Raw genomic sequence first — 22,961 nt, forward strand, 5'->3', positions numbered from 1 at the left:
GGCCCGCATTGTTGAAATCTGTAAACATTCATTATCTTGTCTACTTCATTAAAGTGTCCATCCGTCCTAGAATGGGGTTGTGAACACCGCTGCCATGCGCAACCGATACTAGCACGAGGAGACGGATACGATGAACACGCAGAAGAACGCAGCGGCCGCGGCCGGAAGACGCAATCGCCGAATACGCGACAAGTCCTTCGAGGGCTACTTATATATCGCGCCATGGCTGATCGGGTTTTTGCTCCTTACGGTTTGGCCGATGGGACAGTCGCTCTATTTTTCCTTCACCGACTATTCGCTCTTGCAGCCCGCCAATTGGGTCGGGTGGCAGAACTACGACAAAATTTTCAACCGGGATTCGACGTTCGTGAATTCCTTGAAAGCGACGTTCCTGTTCGTCGCGACGTCCGTGCCGCTCAAGCTCGCTTTCGCGCTGCTGCTGGCGCTTGTCCTGAACATGAAGCTGAAGGGCATGCACTTCTATCGGACGGTGATCTACTTCCCGTCGCTCATCGGCGCCAGCGTCGCGGTGGCGATTCTGTGGAACAACATTTTCGGCATCGACGGCATCGTCAATCACTTCCTTCAGTACTTGAACATCGCGGGCAAGAACTGGATCGGGCTGCCCGAGACGGCGCTGGGCACGTTGGTCGTGCTGGCGGTCTGGCAGTTCGGCTCGTCCATGGTCATCTTCCTGTCCGGGCTCAAGCAGATTCCGACGGAATGCTACGAGGCGGCGTCCGTGGACGGAGCAGGCAAGGTGCGGAGCTTCTTCCAGATTACGCTGCCGCTTCTGTCCCCGATCATCCTGTTCAACCTCGTCCTGCAAGTGATCGGTTCCTTCCAGATGTTCACTCAAGCGTTCATTATCACGAAGGGCGGGCCGGTTGAAGCGACGTATATGTATGCGCTTTATTTGTTCGACAAGGCTTTCACCCGTTTCGAGATGGGATACGCTTCGGCGCTCGCGTGGATCTTGCTCGTCATTATCGGCATCGTTACCGCGCTGATCTTCTCCACGTCGCGAACCTGGGTTCACTACGAGAATGAAGGGAGAGACTAAGCTATGACATTCGTGCGGCGCCATCATCTTATCGCCCATCTCGGCTTGATCCTGCTCTGCCTCGTCATGTTCTACCCCGTCCTCTGGTGGATCGGCGCGGTGTTTAAGCCGAACGCGGAACTGTCGTCGGCCGGCCTGTTCCCCCGACATCCGACATGGGACAATTTCACGCAAGGATGGAATGCGATCGTCAATCATTCTTTCACCACGTTTTATCTGAACACGTTCAAGCTGATGTTCAGCGTGCTGTTCACGTCGCTCGTCTCTTGCAGCCTGGTGGCCTTCGGCTTCGCGAGATTGCGCTTTCCGCTGAAAAACTTCTGGTTCGCCATCGTGCTGCTCACGCTGATGCTGCCGAATCAAGTGACAATCGTACCGCAGTATGTTATGTTTGATAAATTCCGGTGGATCGACACGTACCTGCCGTTTATCGTTCCGCACGCGCTCGCCGGAGGGATCGGAGGCTCGTTCTTCGTCTTCCTGCTCGTGCAGTTCATTCGCGGCATTCCGAAGGAATTGGACGAGGCCGCCAAGATGGACGGCTGCGGCAACTTCAAGATCTACTATCGCATCGTTCTGCCGCTTCTCTTCCCCGCGCTCGTGACCGTTGCGATCTTCTGCTTCCTGTGGAACTGGGACGATTTCTTCGGCCATATGATCTTCATCAAGTCGATCGACAAGTATACGGTAGGTCTCGCCCTGAAGCTGTTCGTCGATTCGCAATCGGCCACGCCGTGGGGGCAATTGTTCGCGATGTCGCTCTTATCCGTCGTTCCCAGCGCGCTTATCTTTTTCTTCAGCCAGCGCTACATCGTCGAGGGGATCGCGACTACCGGTCTGAAATAAAGACTTCACCGGACGGCAATCCCCTTCGGCGCGCGCGATTGATCCGGGGGGACTGCCTGATGGAAAGCTTGTTCAAGAAATATCGCATCAATCAGCTGTATTTTTGGACGACGACGATTTTCATCACTGTTATTTTTGCGATCGTCATCTGGACCAGCTATTATTTCTCCGTCAAGGACATTATCGCCAATACCTCGACCTACCAGGAGAGAACGTTGACGGACCTCAACCATCGGCTGCAAATCCAGTTCGACCAGATCGAATCGGTATCGCTGTCGGTAGCCCGCAACAACGAGCTTCTCGAACTCCTCTCGTCTCCCAAGGAACCCTACCTGAATTTCGTTGCCGCAAGAAACGTGGTGGCGTCTCTGAATACGCTTACGTTCAGCACGCCTTCGATACTGGACATCCGGATCTATATGGACGGCGCGCCCGAGAGCGGCGCGGAGGACGTCGTGCAGTTCGCGGATATGAACGAGCTGAAGTCCGAGACGTGGTATCCGCTCGTCGAGAATTCCGACTTCACATGGGTCGGAGCGCACCGGACATCCTCATACAAGGGAGAGGTGTCCGTCGTCAGCTTCGTACGCAAGCTGACGTCGATCGCCGGCGACTATAAAGGCGTCGTCGCGATCGACGTCCTGACGAGCGAAGTGCAGCGGTGGATTCAGGATCGGAACGAAGCTTCCAACCGCATGCTGCTGGACAAGGGCGGATCCGTCATCACTTACGTGGGCAGCGAGCCGATCGAGAGCCGGAACGCGCCCTACCTGGCCCAGATCAACGAGCAGCTGGGGAGCACGAACTTCGCCGCCCAGAGCGGCAAATTCCAATATTATTCCAAGGCGCTGCTCGTATGGACGAATCTGAGCGACCAGAACTGGCTGATTATCGAAGTGACGCCGCTGAGCCAGCTCGTCCAAGGCAGCAGAAACACGGCTCAAGTGCTCGTAACGGTGGGCATTTTTGCCGTTCTCGTCTTGATCTTGATTTTCTGGTACTTGAACAGGCGGCTGACCAAGCCTATCCATCTGCTCGTGAACGCGATGAAGCAGTATTCGCTGTCCGCCGTGAAGGCCGAACTGCCTCACGATTACCAGAACGAGTTCGGGCAGCTGTACCAGAACTTCACGAAGCTGATCGATCGGATCGAGGACTTGTACGAATCGCTGCGGATCCAATACGACAAGCAGAAGGAATCGGAGATCAAGGCGCTGCAAGCGATGATCAATCCGCACTTTCTGTACAATACGCTGGACCAGTTGAACTGGATGGCGATCAAGGACAAGAACGCGAAGATGAGCAAGGTGCTGGAGCTGACGGGCAGAATGCTGCGGATCGGCCTGTCCAACGGAGAGTCGCTGATCCCGATCGCCAGCGAGTTGGAGCAAATCGAGTGTTATATGAACATCCAGCAAATCTGCAAGAACGTCGCGATCCGGTATACGCTGGATTTTCCGGAGCCGCTGCCGGCCTGCTATATTCCGAAAATGACGCTGCAGCCCATCGTCGAAAATTGCATCAAGCACGGCTTCCACGGGCGGACGAACGGCGAGATTCGCATCGAAGGGCGGATCGCGGGAAGCAGCTTGCTCCTAACCGTCGCGGACGACGGCATCGGGCTTCGCGACCGCTCCCGGCTCAAGGCGCCGAGAACGAGAGGCGGATACGGGCTTCGCAACGTCCGGGAGCGGATGGAGGCCTTCTTCGGGGAAGCGTACAAGCTGGACATCGTCAGCCGCGAGGAAGGCGGAACGTCAGTCGAGATTACGATGCCGCTGCTGCAGCAACAGAATCCAACGGAGGTGCATCCATAGCCATGTGGAAAATCGCAATTATCGACGACGACGAGAATTTGCTCGAGGGGATGAGAGAGGCGATTCCGTGGGAGGCGCTCGACGCGGAATGGGTCGGGGAAGCGATAGACGGGGAGGAAGGGCTGAGGCTCGTTCGCTCTGCTGCGCCGGACATCGTCATCACCGATATCAATATGCCCGTCATGAACGGGCTCGAAATGATCGAGATTTTACGAAGGGAAGGCTATAAAGGGAAAATGGTCATTCTGAGCGGCTACTCCGACTTCGAGTACGCCCGTCAGGCGCTCAGGCTGCAGATCGAGGATTACTTGTCGAAGCCGATTGCGGTCGACAGCTTGCTGAAGGTCATGGGCGACGCCATCGGCCAGTTGGAGGAGAGCAGGCGGACGGAGAGCGAATACGCGTCGCTCAAGGACCGGATGAGCCTGTACGAGCCGTTCGTTAGGCAGCAATGGCTCAAGTCCGTGCTGACCGGAGCGCCTCAAGGAGACGTCGGTCGGTTCGGCGAGATCCGCCGTCTCATCGAGCGGCGGTCCGGCCAGATTCATCTGGTCCTCGGATTGGAGCTGGAAATCGGCAATCCGATGTGGGAGCGGTGGGAGCGCCGGCGGAACCTGCTTCGCTTCGCGATTCAAAACGTTGCGACGGAGATCGCGGACGAGCTGTTCGCCGATTACGATTATATCGAGATGCACAGCCACTTCTCGGTCATTCTGCTGCACGGAGACAGGAGTGCCGAGCGGGAGGGCCGGTTCATGCCGCGGGTGCTGCTCCTGAAGGACAAGCTGGACAAGTATTTGCGCGAATGGCTGAAAATCAACGTACGCATCCAGACGGGCAGGATCGTCGAGGACTGGAACCGGGTATCCGATTCGTTCAAGGCGCTGTTCATTCCTGGCAACGCGGCCGACAACTCGCTGCGCTCCCTTCCGTTCTACCAGCAGCTCGCGGATGCCGTTCGCAACAACAACGCGGACGAGGCTTTCAGGATCATCGAGGCGTTCGTCGGACGCCTGGACGATCCGGCGGCGATGACCGAACGGAACGTGAAATCGTGGGCGGGCGAGCTGTGGATCGTATTCGCCTACTCCCTGTACGACGTAGGCATCGAGCTGGAGAGCATCTTCCCGGTTTTCCCGCCCGTGAGCGGCATCGGCGACGGATATACGCCGGCCGACATCCAAACGTGGCTGACGTATATCGTCTCGACGATCATCGACAGCCAGTTCACCGGGGACAACCTGAAGCATAAGCAAATCGCCGATTTCATCAAAAACTACGTGCACGAGCATTACGCGGAGCCGATTACCCTGGGCGCGCTCGCGGACGCCGTGCAGATCTCGAAAAATTACCTGGGTCAGATCTTCCGCGGCGTTATGGGCGAATCGTTCAATCAATACGTCACGAGAATCCGGATGGAGAAGGCGAAACGGCTCATTCTCGAGGGCAATCACTTCGTCTACGAGATCGCCGAGATGGTCGGGTACAACAATACCCCGTATTTCAGCAGCCAGTTCAAGAAATATATCGGCGTTAATCCGACCGACCTGGTCAAGAAATAAACAGGTTCGGCGCGCGATTGTTGATTTACGTAAGTTTTTGTTAGTTTATCTTATTGGTATCGCTTACACCTGAAACTATAATCAACGTGTAACGCAAATCACACTGACACAGGGAAGGGAATGGGTCATGAACCGGATGAAAAAGTGGGGGATTTCCTTGTCGGCGATCGCGTTGGTCGCGACCATGACGGCTTGCGGATCCTCGAACGACCAGAACGGCGCGGCTTCGACGAATGCGGGCGATTCGGGCAAGGGCGGAGAGCCTATCAAACTCGGCATTACGTGGGCGGGCTCCCAGAACAGGCACACCGCAACGTTGAACTCCACCGAGCTGTACAGCAAGCTGCATCCCAACATTACGTTCTCACCGGATTATATGGGCTTCGACACGTATTTCACGAAGCTGGCCACGCTGTCCGCGGCCAAGAACCTGCCTGACATCATTCAGATCGATACGTCCAATATCGTCGATTACGCGCAGCGCGGCCAATTCCTCGATCTGGGCGGCACGATCGACACGAGCGCGGTAGACAAGACGCTCGTCAGCGCGGGGATGGTCGACGGCAAGCAATACGGCATCCCGATCGGCAGCAACGCGATCGCCCTGATGTACAATAAGACTGCGCTCGACAAGCTCGGCGTGAACGTGCCCGCCGAAGGCCTCTCCTGGGACGAATGGATCGAAGCGGCGCGCAAAGTGCAGCCGAAGCTGGAGAAAGGCAAGTATCTGCTCGAGGATTTCTCGATCTCCACGATCACCCAGGAATCCGACAAGTACGAAATTTATCAGCTGTCGAAGGGCAAGGGCTTCCTTACGACGGCGGACGGCAAGTTCAACATCGACCGCGATACGTTCATCGAGTTCAACAACCTGTTCGAGGATCTCCGCAAGGAAGGGCTCGTGCCGCCGGCGGACGTGACGGTAGCCCACAAGGCGGGCGATCCAAAGCTTGATAACTTCCTGAACGGCACAACCTTGATCAAGCGCGATTACGCGGCCGCTTTCCCCAGCTACAATAGCGTCAATCCTGGCCAATACGCGATCACGGTCGTTCCGCATGCCGAGCACTCGGGCGCATGGCTGGTGCCGACGCAGTTCTTCGCGGTCAGCGCCGATACGAAGCATCCGGACGAAGCGAAGGCTTATATCGACTGGTTCATTAACGACAAAGACGCGGGCGCCGCGCTCGGCTTGTCTCGCGGGGTCGTCGTGAACAAGAGCGTGCTGGAAACGCTGCAAGAAACCCTCAGCGACCAGGACAAGGCGCAGATCGATATTATCGACCGAACGGCTCCCGTCGCCAACCAGTTCCCGGGAAGACCGCAAGGCTACGGCGTCTGGACGGACGAATACGCGAAAGTCTCGCAAGCGCTCGGCTTCGGCCAGATCGACCCTGAGAAAGCTTTCGACCAGCTGAAGCAAAAGTGGGACGAAATCGTGAAGTAAACGTTCGCGAGCCGAAAGACGAGAGAGAAGCAAGAGATGTGAAACCGCCGTTACGCCGCGTTCCTCCTTGGCCTTGCGCCGGGGAGGAACGTCTAAATGGGGACAGCGAAGGAGTGCGGAAGAACCGTGAAAATCATCGACGTGAAGGCATACGCGATCAAGCAGGACGTGAAGATTCCGTTCAAATGGCGCAAGGGGCTTCCGCAAGGCTCGCATCTGAACGAGGCGGGGATCCTGCGGATCCTAACGGACGAAGGCATCGAGGGCATCGCTGTCGCCCAGCGCGGCTTGATGACCGTGGACTATACGAAGCGCAGGCTGAGGGACATGCTGATCGGCCGGGATCCGCTGCTGAAGGAACGGCTGTGGCACGAGATGTGGGAGATGGACCGCGCTGAGGAATTTCAGATTTACTATATGGGCTTGCCCGACGTCGCGCTGTGGGATATTACGGCGAAGAAGGCCGGCATGCCGCTCTACCAACTGCTCGGCGGCTCGCAAGACCGCGTGCAGGCGTACGCCTCGACGGTCACCTACGATACGGTGGACGAATATTTGCGCGTCGCCGACTACTGTCTCGAGAGAGGCTACAAGGCGATCAAGCTTCACGCTTGGGGGGACGCGCGCGAGGACGCCAAGCTGTGTCATGCGCTCCGCAAGCACGTCGGCGACGATATTTGCCTCATGTACGACGGCTCGGCGGGCTTCCATCTGCAGGACGCGATCTATCTGGGCAAGTCCCTGGAGCAAGCCGGCTATCATTGGTACGAAGAGCCGATGAGAGAGTTCAACATGTGGAACTACAAGAAGCTGTGCGACGAGTTGACGATCCCCGTGCTCGCGGCAGAGACGTCGGACGGATGCCATTACAATGCGGCCGATTTTATCGTGCATGGCGCCTGCGACATCATTCGTACGGGCACGGTGCTGAAAGGCGGCATTACGGGGGCGCTGCGGATCGCCCACCTGGCGGACAGCTTCGGCATGAAAGCGGAAATCCACGGCGGCGACCAAGCGAACGTGCAGCTGGCGTGCGGCATTAACAACAACAGCTTCTTCGAAGTGCTCGTATGGGGAACCGATCCGATCGGCTTCGGTTACGCAGAGGTGGAATCGGACGGCTTCATCACGGCGCCGCAAGGACCTGGAATCGGCTATTCGTTCGACTGGGACGAGATCGAGAGCAAAGCCTATGCGAAAGCTTAACCCTCAGCGGAATAAGGCAATAGGCGATTCTGATTCTGCATGAAGAAGGAGCGGGAAGCGATGGCCAGAGCGCTGTATTACGAAGGGAACAAGACCGTCACGATCGGAGAGTCGGCAGCGGTTCCGCCCGGACCGGGAGAAGCGAAGATCCGTGTCGCGTACGCGGGCATCTGCGGCACCGACCTCCATATCTATCAAGGGCATATGGACCAGAGAGTGACGGCGCCGCAGACGATCGGTCACGAAATGTCCGGCATCGTCGAGGAGCTCGGAGCGGGCGTGGAAGGGCTGCGCGTCGGGGACAGGGTCACGGTCATGCCGCTGCATCCGTGCGGCGAATGCCCGGCGTGCGAAGCCGGGCACGGACACATCTGCCATCACCTGAAGTTCCTGGGCATCGAGACGCCGGGCGCGTTCCAGACGTTCTGGACCGTGCCGGCCTTCGCGGTGCTGCCGATCTCCGAATCGCTCGGCCTGGAGACGGCCGCGATGCTCGAGCCGCTTGCCGTCGCCTGTCACGATGTCCGTATCGGCCAAGTGAAGGAAGGCGAATTCGCCGTCGTCATCGGCGGCGGGCCGATCGGCGCGCTGATCGCCATGGCGGCTCGGGACAGAGGCGCGCAAGTCCTCGTCTCGGAGATCAATCCGCACCGGCTGGAGCTGCTTCGGCAGCTCGGCTTCATGACGGTCAACCCGATCGAGGCGGACCCGGTCGAGCTCGTAAACCGTATGACGGGAGGGACCGGCGCCGATGTCGTGTTCGAGGTCACCTCCTCGCAGGCCGGAGCGGAGCTGATGACGAAGCTGCCGAGAACGCGGGGACGGATCGTCGTCGTCGGGATATTCGCCAAGCCTCCGGCGGTGGATCTGCACCGGTTTTTCTGGCGGGAGCTGCAGCTGTTCGGCGCAAGGGTGTACGAACGGGAGGATTTCGTCAAGGCGATCGAGCTGGCGGACTCCGGCAGATTGCCGCTCGACGCGCTCATTACGGACGTACTGCCGCTCGAACGCGCGGCGGAAGGCTTCAAGACGATGGAGAGCGGCGGCAGCGCGATGAAGATTCTGCTCCGTTGCGGCGTCCATTGATTTATCGATAGGGCAAGGAGGCGACTTCCGATGGCCGATAGGTCTAGGAGAAGGGATTACAGCTTAACGGGCCCGGAGGGCAAGCGCGCGCAGGAACGCGGCTTGACCGCTGCCGAATGGTATACGAGTCCGATCCCGAGACAGAAGATGAAGGAATTGATGAAGCGCAGGAACGGTCCCGCCATAAGGGATACGCTGATCTGGTTCGGCGGACTGGCCGTTCTCGGCTATCTGGCTTACCTGTCCTGGGGAACCTGGTGGGCGATTCCCGCTTTTCTCGCATACGGGATTCTCTACGCCACGCCGGGGGACTCGAGATGGCACGAATGCGGACACGGCACGGCGTTCAAGACGCCATGGATGAACGAGGCGTTATACCAGATCGCATCGTTCATGGTGCTCCGCTCCGCTACGCCGTGGCGTTGGAGCCACGCCCGGCACCATACCGACACGATCATCGTCGGACGCGATCCGGAGATCATCACCGAGCGCCCGCCGATCTGGCGCATTCTGCTCATGCAGATTTTCCATCTCTACGGCGGTCCGATAGAGATCAAGCGGTTCGCGTTACACGCGATGGGGCGGCTGGAGAAGGAAGAGAAGGAATACATTCCGGATTCCCAGCGCACCAAGACGTTCTGGGAAGCCCGCGTCTACTTGCTGATTCTGCTCGCGATCGTCGGGGCTTGCGTCTACAGCGGCAGCATTCTGCCGGCGATGTTCGTCTTCCTGCCGTCCTTCTACGGCGCGTTCGTCGTCATCGCGTTCGGCATCACGCAGCATTTGGGGTTGTACGAGGACGTGCTGGACCATCGCCTGAATAGCCGGACGATCTACATGAACCGCTTGTGCCGCTTCTTATATTGGAACATGAACTATCATACGGAGCATCATATGTTTCCGATGGTGCCGTACCATGCGCTGCCCAAGCTCCATGAGGAGATGAAGGCGGACTGCCCGGCAGCCCGTCCGGGATTGCTGGCGGCGCTCAAGGAAGTCATCGACGCGCTGCGGAAGCAGAAGCACGATCCGGCCTACGTGGTCGTGAAGCCGCTGCCTGCTACCGCCCGACCTTATTATTACGGAACCGGGGTTCAGGGGGAGTCTCCTGTAAGCGTGCGTTAAACATTCGGAATATTCAAAAAATTTATTTTGAGATACAGGAGGGCGATCGGGATGAGCGAAGAACAATGGATCGAAGCTTGCGGCGCGGAAGACATCGAAGAGGAGGACGTGATCCGATTCGATCACGCCGAGCGCACCTTCGCGATCTACCGCGACGACAAAGGCGGCTACTATGCGACGGACGGGTACTGCACCCATGAGAAGTTCCACCTGTCCAACGGGCTGGTCATGGGGAGCGTCATCGAATGTCCCAAGCATAACGGCAGGTTCGATATCGCGACGGGCAAGGCGAAGCGCGCCCCCGTCTGCGTCGATCTCAAGACGTACGCGGTCAAAATCGAGAACCGCAAAGTATTTATTCGGATTTAAGGGCAAGGGAGCATTCGGATGAACGATTACGGAATGGTGATCATCGGCGCCGGGGAAGCGGGGGCGCGTGCCGCCGAGGCGCTGAGAGAGCAAGGCTGGGCGGGCAAGATGACGCTGATCGGGAACGAGGGGCGTCTGCCGTACGAGCGGCCCCCGCTGTCCAAGGAACAGCTGACCGGCGAAGGGCAGACCAGGCCTGTCTCCGTGTTGAGCGACGAGCGAATGGAAGGATACGGCATCCGCTTCTTATCCGGGGACGCCGCTATGGCGATCGATCGGGACAAGCGCGTCGTACGCCTGGCGAGCGGTGCGGAGGTCGGCTACGGCAGGCTGCTGCTCGCCACCGGCTCGCAGCCGCGCAGGTTATCCGTGGAGGGCGACGCATCGGACGATGTGCTGTATTTGCGCAAGTATGACGATGCGCTCGCTTTGCGCAAGCGGCTGCTGCCCGGCAAGCGGCTGGCGATCATCGGCGGCGGCTTCATCGGTCTTGAAGTGGCCGCCAGCGCGATCGCGCTCGGATGCGAGGCGACGCTCGTCGAGGCCGCTCCCCGCATCCTGATGCGCGGGGTGCCCGAGCCGATCGCCGCGCAGGCGGAAGCCAGGCACCGCGAAGCGGGCGTGGCGTTCAAGCTGGGCGTCGGGATCGACAGCGCGAACCGCGAAGACGACGGCTACGTCATCAGGCTGGCGGACGGCTCGGCGATCCGGTGCGACGCGATTGTGGCCGGCATCGGGGCGATCCCCGAGACGGCGCTCGCGGCGGCGAGCGGACTCGACATCGAGAACGGAATCAAGGTGAACGGCCAGCTGCAGACGTCCGATCCCGACATCTATGCGATCGGCGATTGCTGCTCCTTCCCTCATCCGCTGTACGGCGGGCGAAGGATTCGGCTGGAAGCGTGGCGCAATGCCCGGGATCAGGGAGCGCACGTCGCGGCGAACCTTCTGGGCGCGGCGAACGAATACGCGTCTGTGCCGTGGTTCTGGTCGGATCAGTACGATTGGACGCTGCAGGTCGCCGGATTGGCCGATCCGTCGAACGAGCTCGTGCTGCGCGACATGGGGGCGGCGGGCCGGATTTACTTCCATCTGGCGGAGGACGGCCGTCTCGCAGCCGCGAGCGGCATCGGACCCGCTGGCGGCGCCATCGCCAGGGAGATGCGGCTCGCGGAGATGCTGGTCGAGCAGCGGGCGTCGCCGGCCCGGGAGCAGCTCTCCGATCCGTCGGCGAAGCTGAAGGCGCTGCTCCGCGGATAACGCGCGAACGGCAATCGCAGCGTGAAGACAACTTACGAACGAGGCTTCATCCATCGTCCGTAACGGATGGTGCGGCTTGCACGCATTTCGCGCGGCACATGCCCGGAAAGGAAGGAAACGACGATGCAATACAATCCGTTCGGAAAATTAGAGACGCCGGTGTCCCGGCTGGGCTTTGGCGCGATGGGCCTCGGGGGCTCGTTCGGCCAGTTCGATGACAAGCGGCTCGTCTACTCGCTGCTGCACAGTCTGGAGCTAGGCGTCAATTTCATCGACACGGCGCGCAACTACGGGGAGTCGGAGCGGATCGTCGGCTTGGCCCTGAAGGAATGGAAGGGCGAGCGGCCGTTCATCGCTTCCAAGGTTCAGTCCCGAGGCCCCGGCAATCTCGGCTGGGGACAACCGATCCCGGTCGAGACGGCCTATCCGCGAGGATGGCTGAGGGAGAGCACCGAAATCTCCTTGCGTCAGCTTGGCGTTGAGACGATCGACCTGATGCAGCTGCATCAGTATTGGCCGCAGTGGGATGCGGCGGACTATTGGATGGACGAGCTGCTGCAGCTTAAGCAAGAAGGCAAAATTCGCGGCATCGGCGTATCGGTGCCCGATCAACGCCACGATATCGTCCTCTCCCTCGCGCAGAGCGGCAAGATCGATTCGGTGCAGACGGTGTTCCACATTTTCGATCCGCTGGCGCTCGACTGCCTCGTGCCGATCTGCCAAGACAACGGTGTCGCCATCATCGCGCGCTGTATTCTGGACGAAGGGGGCTTGACCGGATTTTTGCGGGAAGATACGGCTTTCGAGGAAGGCGACTTCCGAAAATCGTACTTCGACTATATGCCTCGCGGCGTCTACATCGAGCGCGTAAACAAGCTGAAGGAGGCGTTCGTGCCGAAGTACGCGCGAAGCCTCGCGGAGCTGGCGATCAAGTTCGTCCTGCACCATCCGGGCATCACGACGGCCATCAGCTCGATGCACGTGCCGCAATACGCCGAAGAGAACATCGCGGCCGCCAACGCCGATCCGCTGCCCGACGACGTATTCGAGGAAATTCGGCGCCATTACCGCTGGGTGAGAAACTTCTATGAGACCAAGTACTGGGCATAAGGTGCGGTGGGCGGAGCTGCTGCCCGGCGAATTCAGGGAAAGGCTGGCGGCGTGTCCGATCGTCTATCTGCCGCTCGGCATCTGCGAGCCGCATGGACAAGTCAGCCCGTTCGGCCTCGATACGTTCAAGGCGGAGTGGTTGTGCGAGGAGGCTGCCCGCAGGACGGGCGGCATCGTGGCCCCGACGATGGGCTACCACATCCATGAGGCGGGCTACCACGCGAGGTGGCTGGAGGAAGAGGTCGGGGAGGAAAATCCGCATATGACGGCAATTCCGCCGGCGGTGATGCTGCATTTCTTTCTCTACCAACTGCGCGCGTTCGCCAACGCCGGGTTCCGCTCGATCGTCGTCGTATCCGGCCATAGCGGCGGGAACCAGCGCGATCTGCGCGCCGTGGCGGAGCTGTTCATGAAGCGCGTGCCGCAGGTTCGCGTATGGGCGAGAAGCGACCCGGAGCTGGTCGAGGGACTGTACGAAGGCGACCACGCCGGCAAGTACGAGCTGTCGCAGATGATGTACCTGCATCCCGAGCTAATCGATATGGGGGCGCGGACGCTGGAGCGCGTACCCGAAGCGGGCGGAAGGCTGGCGCTCGGCGCCGATGCGGACGAGGCGACGGCCGAGCTCGGAGAACGGATCATGAAGGCCTGCTTAAGGCGACTGTGCGAGGAGGCCGAACGGCTGAAGGCGGAAGGCTGGCCGCAGACTGAAAAACCGCCGGTTATCGGCTACGACGAAGTCGAGCTCATCTGGAGCGAGGCGCTCCGGGATTCCGGCGCCTGGATCACAGGCCGGCCTTGGCCAGCGCAACAGGCCGTATCCGAGACTTCCCGCTGGAAGCCGTACGAATATTATCGGGCATGCGACAAAAAGGAGGGGGCCGGGTGAGCCGTTATCGCGTACACAGGTCGACGATCGACGGCGCAATGCGCATCGCGCTGCGGGACGAGGCAGCCGATACCTGCGCGGAGCTCATTCCTTCGATCGGCAGCAACGTCATTCGGTTCGCAAGCGGCGGGCGCGAGGCGCTTATGCCGCCGGACAGCGTCGCGTCGCTCGCGGAGGGGGATGCGGTCTACCGGTACGGCGTGCCGATTCTTTTTCCGCCGAATCGCGTGAAGAACGGCGCGTTCGCTTTCAAGGGGAGAACCTACCGGCTGCCGATCAACGAGCCGCCTGATCACCACCTGCACGGCGAGCTATGCTCCCGCGCGTGGGAGGTGACGGATGCGGGAGCGACGGAAGACCTTGGAGCCTACGCGGTTAGCCGTTTCCGGTATGCGGATCATCCGGATATGATGGCGTATTTTCCTCATCCTTTAACGTTCACGATCACATACAGCGTGCGAGAAGGCGCGCTGCGGATGAGCGGCACGATCGCGAACGAAGGCAGCGACGATGCGCCTTTCGCCTTCGGCTTGCATCCCTACTTCCGTGTGCCGTATGCCGAAGGAGAGCGGATCGAGCTGCAAGCGCCCGCCGCGCTCGAATGGCCGGTCACGAATCTGGCATTCGTGAACGGCAAGCCCGAGGAAACGGCGTTCAGCCGCGCCTTGAACGAAGGCGTCTCGATCGCCGGTTATCCCGCGCTCGGCTGCTCGCTGCTGTCGATGCGGGAAGGCGACTCGACCTGCCGTCTGAGGCTGCCGGATCGCGGCTATGCGATCGCTTTCCGGTTCGGCGCCGTGTTCTCGCATGCGGTACTGTTCAGACCGGACTGGTGCTCGGCCTTCTCGATCGAGCCGTATACGTCCGTTACCGACGCGTTTAATGTCGCCTTCGGCAGCGAGCGGACCGGCGCAAGAGGCATCGCTCCAGGCGAGACGATTCCATTCTTCGCGGAGTACCGGATAGAAACCGAGTAAGGCGGCCGTTGCTGAAGACCATGCTTTTTTTACGAAAAAAATACCAACCGAAAGGGGGACGACCGGCATGCGATTAAGTGGCAAAGTAGCGCTCGTTACCGGCTCCGGCTCCGGCATCGGGCGATGCTCGGCGCGCCTCTTCGCCCAAGAAGGAGCGACGGTGATCGTGAACGATCTCGACGCCGCGAAGGGCGAGGAGACGGCGGAGGAGATTCGGGCCGCGGGCGGCAAGGCGGCGTTCATGCAAGCCGACGTAACGAATCCCGCGTCGGTGCAGGCGATGGTCGATCGCGCGCTGTCGACATACGAGCGCATCGACGTCCTGTTCAACAACGCGGGCATCAGCGGCGTGGGCGCGCTGCATGAGGTAGAGCCCGAGACGTGGGACAAGGTGATGAACGTCAACGTTAGGGGCGTCTATCTGCCGAGCAAATACGTCCTGCCTTCCATGATGGCGCGCAAGTCGGGGACGATCATCAACATGTCCTCCTGCGCGGCGGAGATGGGACTTGCGCAGCGCGCGTCCTACGCTGCGTCGAAGGGCGCGATTCTTGCGCTGACCAAATCGATGCAGGTGGACTATGCGCCGTACCGGATACGGGTGAACGCCCTGTTGCCGGGAACGATATTGACCCCGTTCGTAGAAAATTATTTGAAAAACTCGTATGATGACCCCGACGCCGCCATCCAATCGATCAAAAACCGCCAGCTCAGCGGCGAGCTGGGCCGTCCCGAGGATGTCGCGCAAGCGGCGCTGTTCCTGGCCTCGGACGAATCGAAGTTCATGATGGGCTCCCCGCTCTATATCGACGGGGGCGTCGTGTTCGGGAAGAATGCTTAAGGCAGCCAAGAGGAGAGAAGCGACGGGATGAAGCTGTTAACCTTTATCGAGAACGGGAAAATGAAGCTAGGCGCGCATACGAACGAAGGAGAGGACATTCTCGATATCGCCGAGGCGTTGGAGGGCATGTCCGGCAAGCTCCCGGCGGCGGAAACGGACGGCGTTCCGGTTACGATCCAGGAGGTCATCGAAGGCGGAGATGCCGCGTTGTCCGCGCTCAGGACATTCGTCGAGGGCGTATTGCGCGTGCCATCCTCGGACCGCCAATCCTGCGTTAAGCAAGAGTCGAGCCTAACGCTTGGCCCGTGCGTGACGCATCCGAACAAGATCATTTGCGTCGGCTTGAACTATCGCAAGCACGCGGAGGAGACGAACGCCGAGCTGCCCGCTTATCCGATCCTGTTCAACAAGTTCAACAACACGCTTGCCGGCCACGGGGAGGACATTCCGCTGCCCAAGGTGTCGGATAAGGTCGATTACGAGGCGGAGCTCGCGATCGTCATCGGCAAGAAGGCGAAGTATGTCGCGAAGGAGGACGCGCTTCGGCACGTGTTCGGCTACTGCAACGTAAACGATTTGTCGGCCCGGGACCTGCAATTGCGTACGCACCAATGGCTGACGGGCAAATCCTGCGACAAGTTCTCGCCGCTCGGCCCGTATCTGGTTACGGCGGACGAGGTCGGCGATCCGAACCGGTTGAGCATCCAGTGCATCGTGAACGGCGAGGTGCGCCAGCATTCCAACACGTCGGACATGATTTTCCGCTGCGAGGAGCTCGTGAGCTATATTTCCCAACACATGACGCTCGTCCCGGGCGACATTATTCTGACGGGAACGCCGGAGGGCGTCGTGCTGGGCCGGCCTCCGGAGCAGCAGACGTACCTGAAGGCAGGAGATCGCGTGACCGTCCAGATCGAAAAGCTGGGCTCGATTACGAATACGATGGTGAACGAGGCATAGGCGCAGGCGCCACCCCTGGAATGGACGATTCATTCCGGGGGTGTTTTTATGCGCGACTACTTTCCTGCTCGTGACAATTATACCGGTTAGTTTCTTCATATTCCGTTCGAGCGCGTATAAAGAGCAGTTTTCTTGTTCCCACACGGAAAGCATTCGTTCGATAAATCGTTCCAATTCACCCCAATCTTGACGGCTGAGAAGGGTACGAATCTTGCTGTCATGAATCGATCCGATGTGGGTGAACGTCCGGGGCGAATGATCCGGTTTGTCTGTTAATCTAACAACATCAGGAGAATCTAAGGTAATTAGGTTCGTCCCGGTTTCCGACGTCGTTCACCGAGAACTCGACGAACAGCAGATCAACCGGACCGCGCTCACAAGAAGCTGAAAAACACGGTTCTCCTGGCGCGTCAGCGAAGCGGTGATCGGGGAGCTTGCCGCGTCATAGATCTCATCTTTGGGAATGGCTTTGGCAATCATGCCGGAAAATTCTCTCAGCTCCGGGTAATCTTTCAACCTCCGTTGTTTGCGGTATTGTTTCAGCAATACGGACAAGGCAGCCCCTTCATCCACCACCATCTGGACGTAGCCGTGCTCATGGGCTTCCGCGAGAGCGCGGTCCAGTTTATCGAGTGCCTCAACGACGTCCCCTTGCTTGCGGTGGATTTGTGCCAGGAGAAGATTGATTACAATCAAATTTCTCGGGTTGTTCGCCGATAATGCAGCCTGCAGCAGTTTTTCCCCGAGCATCAACGCTTCCGTTGTTATACCCAGAAACAAACAGGCGCGCAACAACACAATCGCTTCGAACGTCCGGATCTGGGGGATTGTGGAGTTCGGTTTGATGTCAAGGGATTTCATCCATTTTCAAAAAAATTTTTATATCTTTTTCCAATATTTGCAGCTTGGCTTCACAAGCATCGACAAGCGTGAGTCGAGCTCCCAAATGACGCTCAATCAGTTGCACCCGCGCCTCCTGGAGCGCCGCCCATGACAGGTTCATAGCAACATTCTCCCATTCCGACCAGCAGTATGCTATAGGCCGTATCTTGTCTGCCCCAGCGGGGCAAACAATATTCGTAGGTACCACGAGCCGATTTCAGCACACCGTAATGCCCGTACTTTCCTCCCAGAATTGAAGAGGTGTAGGGATGGAAGTAAAGGGAAGCGCGATGAAGCTTGCCGGGTCCGGAGAGCTCGCTTTCGGCCTGCTTCATATAGAACAGCCCGAGCTCCGTCTCTCTTTTGGAGAAATGAATCATGGAACGGAGCGCTGCCACATAACCGCTCAGAGGCTCCCCCGTGGAGGTCAGCATGATGCTTCCGCCGTCTGCGGCGGTATCCAGCATGCTTATGATTTGTTCGGCGGCATGTATTCTGCGCGCGTGGACAAGCGAGTAGGCGTACATGTACCCGAGCTCCGGATGCTGCCGCATCTCCGCCGTCGTGAATCGTTCGAGCAGCGGCAGCAGATTATAGCAAAACCAGAGCCGTTTGGAAAGGTCTCTCGAAATATGGGGGTATAACAAAACTGAAAAAAATACCCCCAAGGAGGAATAGTGCGAAAATTGTCTTTCCTCTAAACTGAGAATGAGAACGGTTTGTTTTCATTTGGTAGAATCCATGGAAAGGAAATTGAAATGATGAAAAAAATGATCATTTGCATATTGATGCTTGTGCTCGTTATTCAGCCGCTGTCCCTATCCGTCGAGATGGGGAAAGTGCATGCGGCGTTCGGCGGCGGAGACGGGTCGCCGGGCGATCCTTTTATTATTTTGACGGAACATCATTTGTCCGATATTCGCAACGATTCGTCGAAGCACTACAAGCTGGGGACAGATATCGATCTCGCCGGCTACGACTACGACGGAGAAGGCCCCGATACGGGCGGCTGGATGCCAATCACGGGATTTTCCGGCAAGCTGGACGGGAACGGATATGTGATCCGAAATATGACGATCAACCGTCCATCCCTTGACGCTGTAGGGCTGTTTGGAGCCATCGACAACAACGCGCAATTGGAAAATATCCGGCTGCTTGATATCGATGTGACAGGCAAAGATAATGTTGGCGGCCTGACGGGCTGGAGTTACAACGGGAGCGCCATCCGCAACTCGTATGCGACCGGCAGTGTCAGAGGGACTAATGGTGTCGGGGGCTTGTCGGGCAACAACAGCGGAATCATCCAGAACTCGTATGCGTCGGTCAACGTAAGCGGCAATAGTTATGTTGGAGGGGCAGCGGGCGTTAATGGCGGAACGATCCAAAACTCGCATGCGACCGGCGATATAAACGGGAACGAAAGGGTCGGCGGGTTGGCGGGCGTCAACATGAATACGAGCGGACTCATCGAAAGCTCATATGCGACAGGCAGCGTAAGCGGCAATCAGTATATCGCCGGCTTGGCGGGTTGGAACTATAACGGAAGCACCATCCGGGATTCGTATGCGACAGGCAGCGCAAGCGGGAATCGGTATGTGGCAGGCCTGGTGGGCTGGAATTACGCAAACGGAAGCGCCATCGTGAATTCGTATGCAACCGGCCTCGTAACCGGCGTCGCCAATACCGGCGGGCTGGTGGCTGTAAATAACGACAGCGGCGTCAGTGAAAACTCCTATTGGAACACGGAAACCACCGGCCAACCGACCAGCGCAACGGGCATAGAGAAGACAACGGCGGAGATGAAGTCGCGGGCCGCTTACGCCCATCTCGATTTCGACAATGTCTGGGGGATCCGCGAAGGGGAGACGTATCCGTATCTGCTTGCGTACAAGCCGGAAATTTCGGCGGATCCGCTTGCAGCGACAATGTACAATTTGTCTCCCGGTCAGGACGCGCTGTCGGTGACGGGCACGGTGCGCGACAATAGCATCGGCGAGCAGATTACCATTGATTTTATTGCTAAAGATAGCCTTGATGTCACCGTTGCAAGCGCCACGTACAGCGTATATGCCGACGGCGGCGCGCAATCGTTCGCCCGCACGATCTCATTGGCTGGATGGAGTGACGGGACCTATACATTACATATTACGGCTGAGGATACCTATAATGATCCGGTGGCCGCACCGATTTCACCCCTTGTTTTTATGGTGGACAGCACCCCGCCATCGTTAGCGGATTTGTCGTTATCGGCCGGTACGCTGAGCCCGGCATTCGCGGCAGACTGGATCATGTATACGGCCAGGGTGGCAAACAGCGTTGACAGCATAACCGTCACGCCCGTCACCGGAAATACATCGGACACGGTAACGGTAAGCCTTAACGGCGGCACTCCGCAGCTGGTGGCTAGCGGTACGGCGAGCGGGCAGTTGATGCTGGATACTGGGGCGAATACGATTACGGTGGCGGTCACCGCTCTAAACGGGTTGCAGACAACGTACAGCGTCACGGTAACCCGGGCGGCGCCGGTCAGCGATTCAACGGATGAACCGGGCAAAGGGCCGACCAGCAATATAACGTATGAACCGTGTAAAGCGCCGAAAGCTGAAATTGTTACAGATTCGGGAGGCGGCGTTAAACTGATCATTGATCCGACCATGATCGAGAAAGCCTGCTCTCACGGCACCGACATCGAAGTCGTCAACCTTGATGATAAAACGCTGAATCAAGCGCTGAAATTGTTGAATGACGCGGAGATCCCGGTCTTGACCATCGAGGTGAATACGGCACGGGCTGTCCAGGTGCCGCTGCCGGCGACCTGGATCGCGACGGTCCTCCAGTCCGTTCCGAACGCCGTCATCGAAGTCAGGCTGAACGGCTCCAGCTTCCAACTCGTCATCAACGTGCTCGATCTGGAAGGCTTGGCGTCACAACTCGGTGTTGAGCTCAAGGATTTGAAGGTGAACGTTATCATAGAAACTGTCGAAGGGAAGGTCAGGGAAGAAATAGATGAAATCGCCGCTTCCCAGGGGGTCAAGGTGATCGGCAGCGCTGTCGACTATAAGGTGACAGCCGCGGCGGCGGACGGTCAAACGGCAGAGATCCGTGATTTCGGCGGAACGTATATGGCCCGAGCGATTGCGGTGGACACGGAAATGGCAAACAAGAGCTTGACGGCTGTGCGATACGATCCTGTCGCTCGAACACTCTCATTCGTCCCGTCCGTTCTGGCCACCCGCCCGGACGGCAAACGGGAGGTTGTGATGAGCGTGCCGCATAACAGTATCTATGCCATCGTGGAAACCGGCGGCAAATCGTTCACCGACATGGACGGACACTGGGCGGAGGCAGACGTGGAACTGCTGGCCGCCAAACTGATTGTGAAGGGGGTCGCAGAGAGCCGCTTCTCGCCGGACGCCGACATCACGCGAGCGGAATTCATCGCGCTGCTCGTTCGTGCGCTGGGGCTGTCGATGAACCCGAATGCCGTTAATACGAGATTCACTGATGTGGCTGCAGATGCCTGGTACGCTTCTGCTGTGGAGTCTGCGGTGAAGGCGGGGCTGGTGCAGGGGATGACGCCTCAACGCTTCGCACCGGACGATCGGATCACCCGCGAGCAGATGGCGGTTATGATCGCCAACGCGTTGTCGATCGTAAACAAGCCGTCGGACACGTCAGACGATGAGAGCGGACAGCTTGCCAGATTCACGGACCGGGCGGCGATCTCCTCATGGGCACGCGATTCGGTTGCCCGAGCGGTGGCTGCGGGCATCATCGCAGGCATGCCCGCAGCCACGTTCGCGCCGGCGGAAAACGCCACCCGGGCACAGGCCGCAGTCATGCTGAAGCGATTCTTGCAGCACGTGCGGTTTATCGATTAAGAAATGGTTCTTTACTTGCGGGGCAGTCCGCAAGCGGGTGGCGATAGTGATATATACCATGCTCGTCAAAACTGTCCTCTGCCATGCCTAGCGTGTGCGGAGGACAGTTTTTTATCAGATCTCTTGCAAGGTTGGCCGAATCGTAATTTACGGAAGCCTTGCCAATTTGGCATATGTGCTGGAGCAAGCGGATTCCCTCAATAGGCACTCTCGAGAGAGGTGCCTTTCTTATTGCCTTACTTATTGCATTATGATGGGAGGACCGCCAAATCGGGGTTGTTTTCCGTAGCGTACCGGGCATATATCGACTACTACCGCAAGTATAATCGAGTGGTGGTCAAGGAGCAAGGTTTCTTCTCAGACCTCTCCGACCAGAAGAAAGCCCCATTGGATGCTCTTGTTGCAAAAGAAGAATTGGAGGAGATCGTTACGCTGCTAGACAACCTGCCTGAGAAGCATAAATCGGCGGTGCTCCTCCATGGTTTTCATGGATTATCTCAAGCGGAAGCGGCAGAGGTGATGGACGTTCGGCGAAGTCATTTCAAGGTATTGTTATTTAGAGGTAGACAGGCGGGAGAGAAAGAGTAATGAATTTAAAAGGAAACTGGAAGCCTATGAGAAGGGGGAGTTATCCGAAGCAGAGTTGGAAGCATTTGAATTAGAGCTGGATAAGTTAGAAAAATACCAGGAGTTTCTGCAAGAGAATGAAGCAGCCCGGTCACCCAGCCTTCCGTCCGTTCCAGCAATTTCGCCATATGGCGATGGGAAAGGGGCCGTTCCGCCGTATTTGCGCAGAAGACAATCATTTCATCCATTGTAAATTGCAGTTGATCCGAGGTAATCGGCGTTCGACCTTCCCGTGCCAACCATTTGCTGGTGGGGAAGGGGAGGTCGGTTCGGCTCGCGATGGCGACATGGACGTTGTCCGGCAGATACTCGATAAAATACGTCAGACTAGCATGGATCTGCCCGTCGGCAATCGAGTGATAATCGTCGAGGATCAGGACAACCGGTCCTCCGAAAACGAAGAGTTCGTTCATCAGCTCGTCAAGGAAGGAGTGGACCGATACGTTCGGCAAAGCCTTGGGTTCTCTTCACCAAGCCGTCTCGGATAACCGGAGCGGTTATTTTTGTTTTGAGCAAAGTGTGGTCGATTAGGGTGCTCATTGTACCTCCACAGCATTCGGGGAAATCACCTAAGTTAACCATGAGGATCCGGACCCCTTCCTTTTTAGGGGATATGCGTTCATCTGCTAGATCGTCAGCAGTCAGCTTCACTTTCAGCGCCACGCTGCATTACAATTTCGAGGATAGTCATTTTGAGAGTGTGGAAGCCGAACCTGCAGTCTCTGGAGCTGGACTCTTTGGCCTTGCAAGCCTGGAGCACAGGCTGCACCATGTAAAAACCATCAATGCTATGATGTGGAGCCATTAGTGAATTTGGATCAATTGCAAAAGCTGTATGTTTTGGGGAACCAAGTGAAAAATAAATCCGTTTTGGATAAGAGAGTTTTGGTTTATTAAGGCTCCTACTGCGACCGCCTATTTGACCCGCCAATAGGACGGCCCCAGCAAGTTAAGGATAATGCATAAAGAAACTGGCCCGTGCTGCCGATTTTAAGAAAAAATTTAATTTTTGG

20 protein-coding genes are annotated in these 22,961 nt (G+C 58.0%); 17 read left to right on the forward strand and 3 right to left on the reverse strand.

Features of this window, described 5'->3' with window-relative positions:
• Positions 1–130 precede the first annotated feature (130 nt).
• The 15 genes from ACFO3S_RS07510 (at position 131) to ACFO3S_RS07580 (ending at position 16,558) form a co-directional block, all read left to right on the forward strand.
• A complete protein-coding gene (locus ACFO3S_RS07510) occupies positions 131–1,063 on the forward strand; it encodes a carbohydrate ABC transporter permease (RefSeq protein ID WP_378093975.1) in 933 nt (310 codons plus the stop codon).
• A gap of 3 nt (positions 1,064–1,066) precedes the next feature.
• The gene (locus ACFO3S_RS07515) at positions 1,067–1,909 is read left to right on the forward strand and encodes a carbohydrate ABC transporter permease (RefSeq protein WP_378093978.1); all 843 of its coding nucleotides are present in this window, start codon (positions 1,067–1,069) and stop codon (positions 1,907–1,909) included.
• A 59-nt stretch (positions 1,910–1,968) separates the two neighbouring features.
• The gene (locus tag ACFO3S_RS07520) at positions 1,969–3,726 is read left to right on the forward strand and encodes a cache domain-containing sensor histidine kinase (RefSeq protein ID WP_378093980.1); all 1,758 of its coding nucleotides are present in this window, start codon (positions 1,969–1,971) and stop codon (positions 3,724–3,726) included.
• Positions 3,727–3,728: 2 nt separating this feature from the next.
• A complete protein-coding gene (locus ACFO3S_RS07525) occupies positions 3,729–5,288 on the forward strand; it encodes a response regulator transcription factor (protein ID WP_378093982.1) in 1,560 nt (519 codons plus the stop codon).
• Between the two features lie 127 nt (positions 5,289–5,415).
• Positions 5,416–6,735 carry an ABC transporter substrate-binding protein gene (locus tag ACFO3S_RS07530; RefSeq protein ID WP_378093984.1) on the forward strand — a complete coding sequence of 440 codons (1,320 nt, stop codon included), beginning with the start codon at positions 5,416–5,418 and terminating at the stop codon, positions 6,733–6,735.
• 96 nt (positions 6,736–6,831) lie between these two features.
• Positions 6,832–7,941 carry an enolase C-terminal domain-like protein gene (locus tag ACFO3S_RS07535; protein WP_378093986.1) on the forward strand — a complete coding sequence of 370 codons (1,110 nt, stop codon included), beginning with the start codon at positions 6,832–6,834 and terminating at the stop codon, positions 7,939–7,941.
• Between the two features lie 60 nt (positions 7,942–8,001).
• The gene (locus ACFO3S_RS07540; protein ID WP_378093989.1) at positions 8,002–9,027 is read left to right on the forward strand and encodes a zinc-dependent alcohol dehydrogenase; all 1,026 of its coding nucleotides are present in this window, start codon (positions 8,002–8,004) and stop codon (positions 9,025–9,027) included.
• A 30-nt stretch (positions 9,028–9,057) separates the two neighbouring features.
• Positions 9,058–10,152 carry a fatty acid desaturase family protein gene (locus ACFO3S_RS07545; protein ID WP_378093991.1) on the forward strand — a complete coding sequence of 365 codons (1,095 nt, stop codon included), beginning with the start codon at positions 9,058–9,060 and terminating at the stop codon, positions 10,150–10,152.
• Positions 10,153–10,203: 51 nt separating this feature from the next.
• A complete protein-coding gene (locus tag ACFO3S_RS07550; RefSeq protein WP_378093993.1) occupies positions 10,204–10,521 on the forward strand; it encodes a MocE family 2Fe-2S type ferredoxin in 318 nt (105 codons plus the stop codon).
• An 18-nt stretch (positions 10,522–10,539) separates the two neighbouring features.
• The gene (locus tag ACFO3S_RS07555; RefSeq protein ID WP_378093995.1) at positions 10,540–11,781 is read left to right on the forward strand and encodes an NAD(P)/FAD-dependent oxidoreductase; all 1,242 of its coding nucleotides are present in this window, start codon (positions 10,540–10,542) and stop codon (positions 11,779–11,781) included.
• 123 nt (positions 11,782–11,904) lie between these two features.
• Positions 11,905–12,891, forward strand: a complete 987-nt coding sequence (locus ACFO3S_RS07560; protein ID WP_378093997.1) for an aldo/keto reductase — start codon at positions 11,905–11,907, stop codon at positions 12,889–12,891.
• Positions 12,869–13,780, forward strand: a complete 912-nt coding sequence (locus ACFO3S_RS07565; RefSeq protein ID WP_378093999.1) for a creatininase family protein — start codon at positions 12,869–12,871, stop codon at positions 13,778–13,780. The genes ACFO3S_RS07560 and ACFO3S_RS07565 overlap by 23 nt, the downstream gene beginning before the upstream one ends.
• Entirely contained in the window at positions 13,777–14,757 is a 981-nt protein-coding gene (locus ACFO3S_RS07570; RefSeq protein ID WP_378094000.1) for an aldose 1-epimerase, read from the forward strand. The genes ACFO3S_RS07565 and ACFO3S_RS07570 overlap by 4 nt, the downstream gene beginning before the upstream one ends.
• Positions 14,758–14,824: 67 nt before the next feature.
• A complete protein-coding gene (locus ACFO3S_RS07575) occupies positions 14,825–15,598 on the forward strand; it encodes an SDR family NAD(P)-dependent oxidoreductase (protein ID WP_378094002.1) in 774 nt (257 codons plus the stop codon).
• Between the two features lie 27 nt (positions 15,599–15,625).
• Positions 15,626–16,558, forward strand: coding sequence for a fumarylacetoacetate hydrolase family protein (locus ACFO3S_RS07580; RefSeq protein WP_378094004.1), 933 nt, complete (start codon positions 15,626–15,628; stop codon positions 16,556–16,558).
• Positions 16,559–16,891: 333 nt separating this feature from the next.
• Here ACFO3S_RS07580 and ACFO3S_RS07585 read toward each other — a convergent pair whose 3' ends face one another.
• Both ACFO3S_RS07585 and ACFO3S_RS07590 read right to left on the reverse strand, forming a co-directional pair.
• Positions 16,892–17,419: a tetratricopeptide repeat protein gene (locus ACFO3S_RS07585; protein ID WP_378094006.1), complete on the reverse strand. Its 528-nt coding sequence runs from the start codon at positions 17,417–17,419 to the stop codon at positions 16,892–16,894.
• Positions 17,420–17,511: 92 nt separating this feature from the next.
• Entirely contained in the window at positions 17,512–18,087 is a 576-nt protein-coding gene (locus tag ACFO3S_RS07590; protein ID WP_378094008.1) for a hypothetical protein, read from the reverse strand.
• Positions 18,088–18,201: 114 nt separating this feature from the next.
• Between ACFO3S_RS07590 and ACFO3S_RS07595 the strand changes: the two genes are divergently transcribed.
• Together ACFO3S_RS07595 and ACFO3S_RS07600 are read left to right on the forward strand one after the other, a co-directional pair.
• Positions 18,202–21,321, forward strand: a complete 3,120-nt coding sequence (locus ACFO3S_RS07595; protein ID WP_378094010.1) for an S-layer homology domain-containing protein — start codon at positions 18,202–18,204, stop codon at positions 21,319–21,321.
• Between the two features lie 231 nt (positions 21,322–21,552).
• A complete protein-coding gene (locus ACFO3S_RS07600; RefSeq protein ID WP_378094012.1) occupies positions 21,553–21,909 on the forward strand; it encodes an RNA polymerase sigma factor in 357 nt (118 codons plus the stop codon).
• A 5-nt stretch (positions 21,910–21,914) separates the two neighbouring features.
• Here ACFO3S_RS07600 and ACFO3S_RS07605 read toward each other — a convergent pair whose 3' ends face one another.
• Positions 21,915–22,400: a hypothetical protein gene (locus ACFO3S_RS07605; protein WP_378094015.1), complete on the reverse strand. Its 486-nt coding sequence runs from the start codon at positions 22,398–22,400 to the stop codon at positions 21,915–21,917.
• Between the last annotated feature and the right edge of the window lie 561 nt (positions 22,401–22,961).

The sequence above is a fragment of the Cohnella hongkongensis genome (assembly GCF_042654645.1).
GTDB lineage: Bacteria > Bacillota > Bacilli > Paenibacillales > Paenibacillaceae > Cohnella > Cohnella hongkongensis.

Excerpts from the sequence above, each read along its gene's own strand:
- ACFO3S_RS07575 (WP_378094002.1), top strand. The coding sequence starts at position 14,825 with ATGCGATTAAGTGGCAAAGTAGCGCTCGTTACCGGCTCCGGCTCCGGC.
- ACFO3S_RS07520 (WP_378093980.1), top strand. The coding sequence starts at position 1,969 with ATGGAAAGCTTGTTCAAGAAATATCGCATCAATCAGCTGTATTTTTGG.
- ACFO3S_RS07555 (WP_378093995.1), top strand. The coding sequence starts at position 10,540 with ATGAACGATTACGGAATGGTGATCATCGGCGCCGGGGAAGCGGGGGCG.
- ACFO3S_RS07595 (WP_378094010.1), top strand. The coding sequence starts at position 18,202 with ATGAAAAAAATGATCATTTGCATATTGATGCTTGTGCTCGTTATTCAG.
- ACFO3S_RS07560 (WP_378093997.1), top strand. The coding sequence starts at position 11,905 with ATGCAATACAATCCGTTCGGAAAATTAGAGACGCCGGTGTCCCGGCTG.
- ACFO3S_RS07545 (WP_378093991.1), top strand. The coding sequence starts at position 9,058 with ATGGCCGATAGGTCTAGGAGAAGGGATTACAGCTTAACGGGCCCGGAG.
- ACFO3S_RS07535 (WP_378093986.1), top strand. The coding sequence starts at position 6,832 with ATGGGGACAGCGAAGGAGTGCGGAAGAACCGTGAAAATCATCGACGTG.
- ACFO3S_RS07580 (WP_378094004.1), top strand. The coding sequence starts at position 15,626 with ATGAAGCTGTTAACCTTTATCGAGAACGGGAAAATGAAGCTAGGCGCG.
- ACFO3S_RS07540 (WP_378093989.1), top strand. The coding sequence starts at position 8,002 with ATGGCCAGAGCGCTGTATTACGAAGGGAACAAGACCGTCACGATCGGA.
- ACFO3S_RS07510 (WP_378093975.1), top strand. The coding sequence starts at position 131 with ATGAACACGCAGAAGAACGCAGCGGCCGCGGCCGGAAGACGCAATCGC.
- ACFO3S_RS07585 (WP_378094006.1), bottom strand. The coding sequence starts at position 17,419 with ATGAAATCCCTTGACATCAAACCGAACTCCACAATCCCCCAGATCCGG.
- ACFO3S_RS07550 (WP_378093993.1), top strand. The coding sequence starts at position 10,204 with ATGAGCGAAGAACAATGGATCGAAGCTTGCGGCGCGGAAGACATCGAA.
- ACFO3S_RS07515 (WP_378093978.1), top strand. The coding sequence starts at position 1,067 with ATGACATTCGTGCGGCGCCATCATCTTATCGCCCATCTCGGCTTGATC.
- ACFO3S_RS07565 (WP_378093999.1), top strand. The coding sequence starts at position 12,869 with ATGAGACCAAGTACTGGGCATAAGGTGCGGTGGGCGGAGCTGCTGCCC.
- ACFO3S_RS07530 (WP_378093984.1), top strand. The coding sequence starts at position 5,416 with ATGAACCGGATGAAAAAGTGGGGGATTTCCTTGTCGGCGATCGCGTTG.
- ACFO3S_RS07525 (WP_378093982.1), top strand. The coding sequence starts at position 3,729 with ATGTGGAAAATCGCAATTATCGACGACGACGAGAATTTGCTCGAGGGG.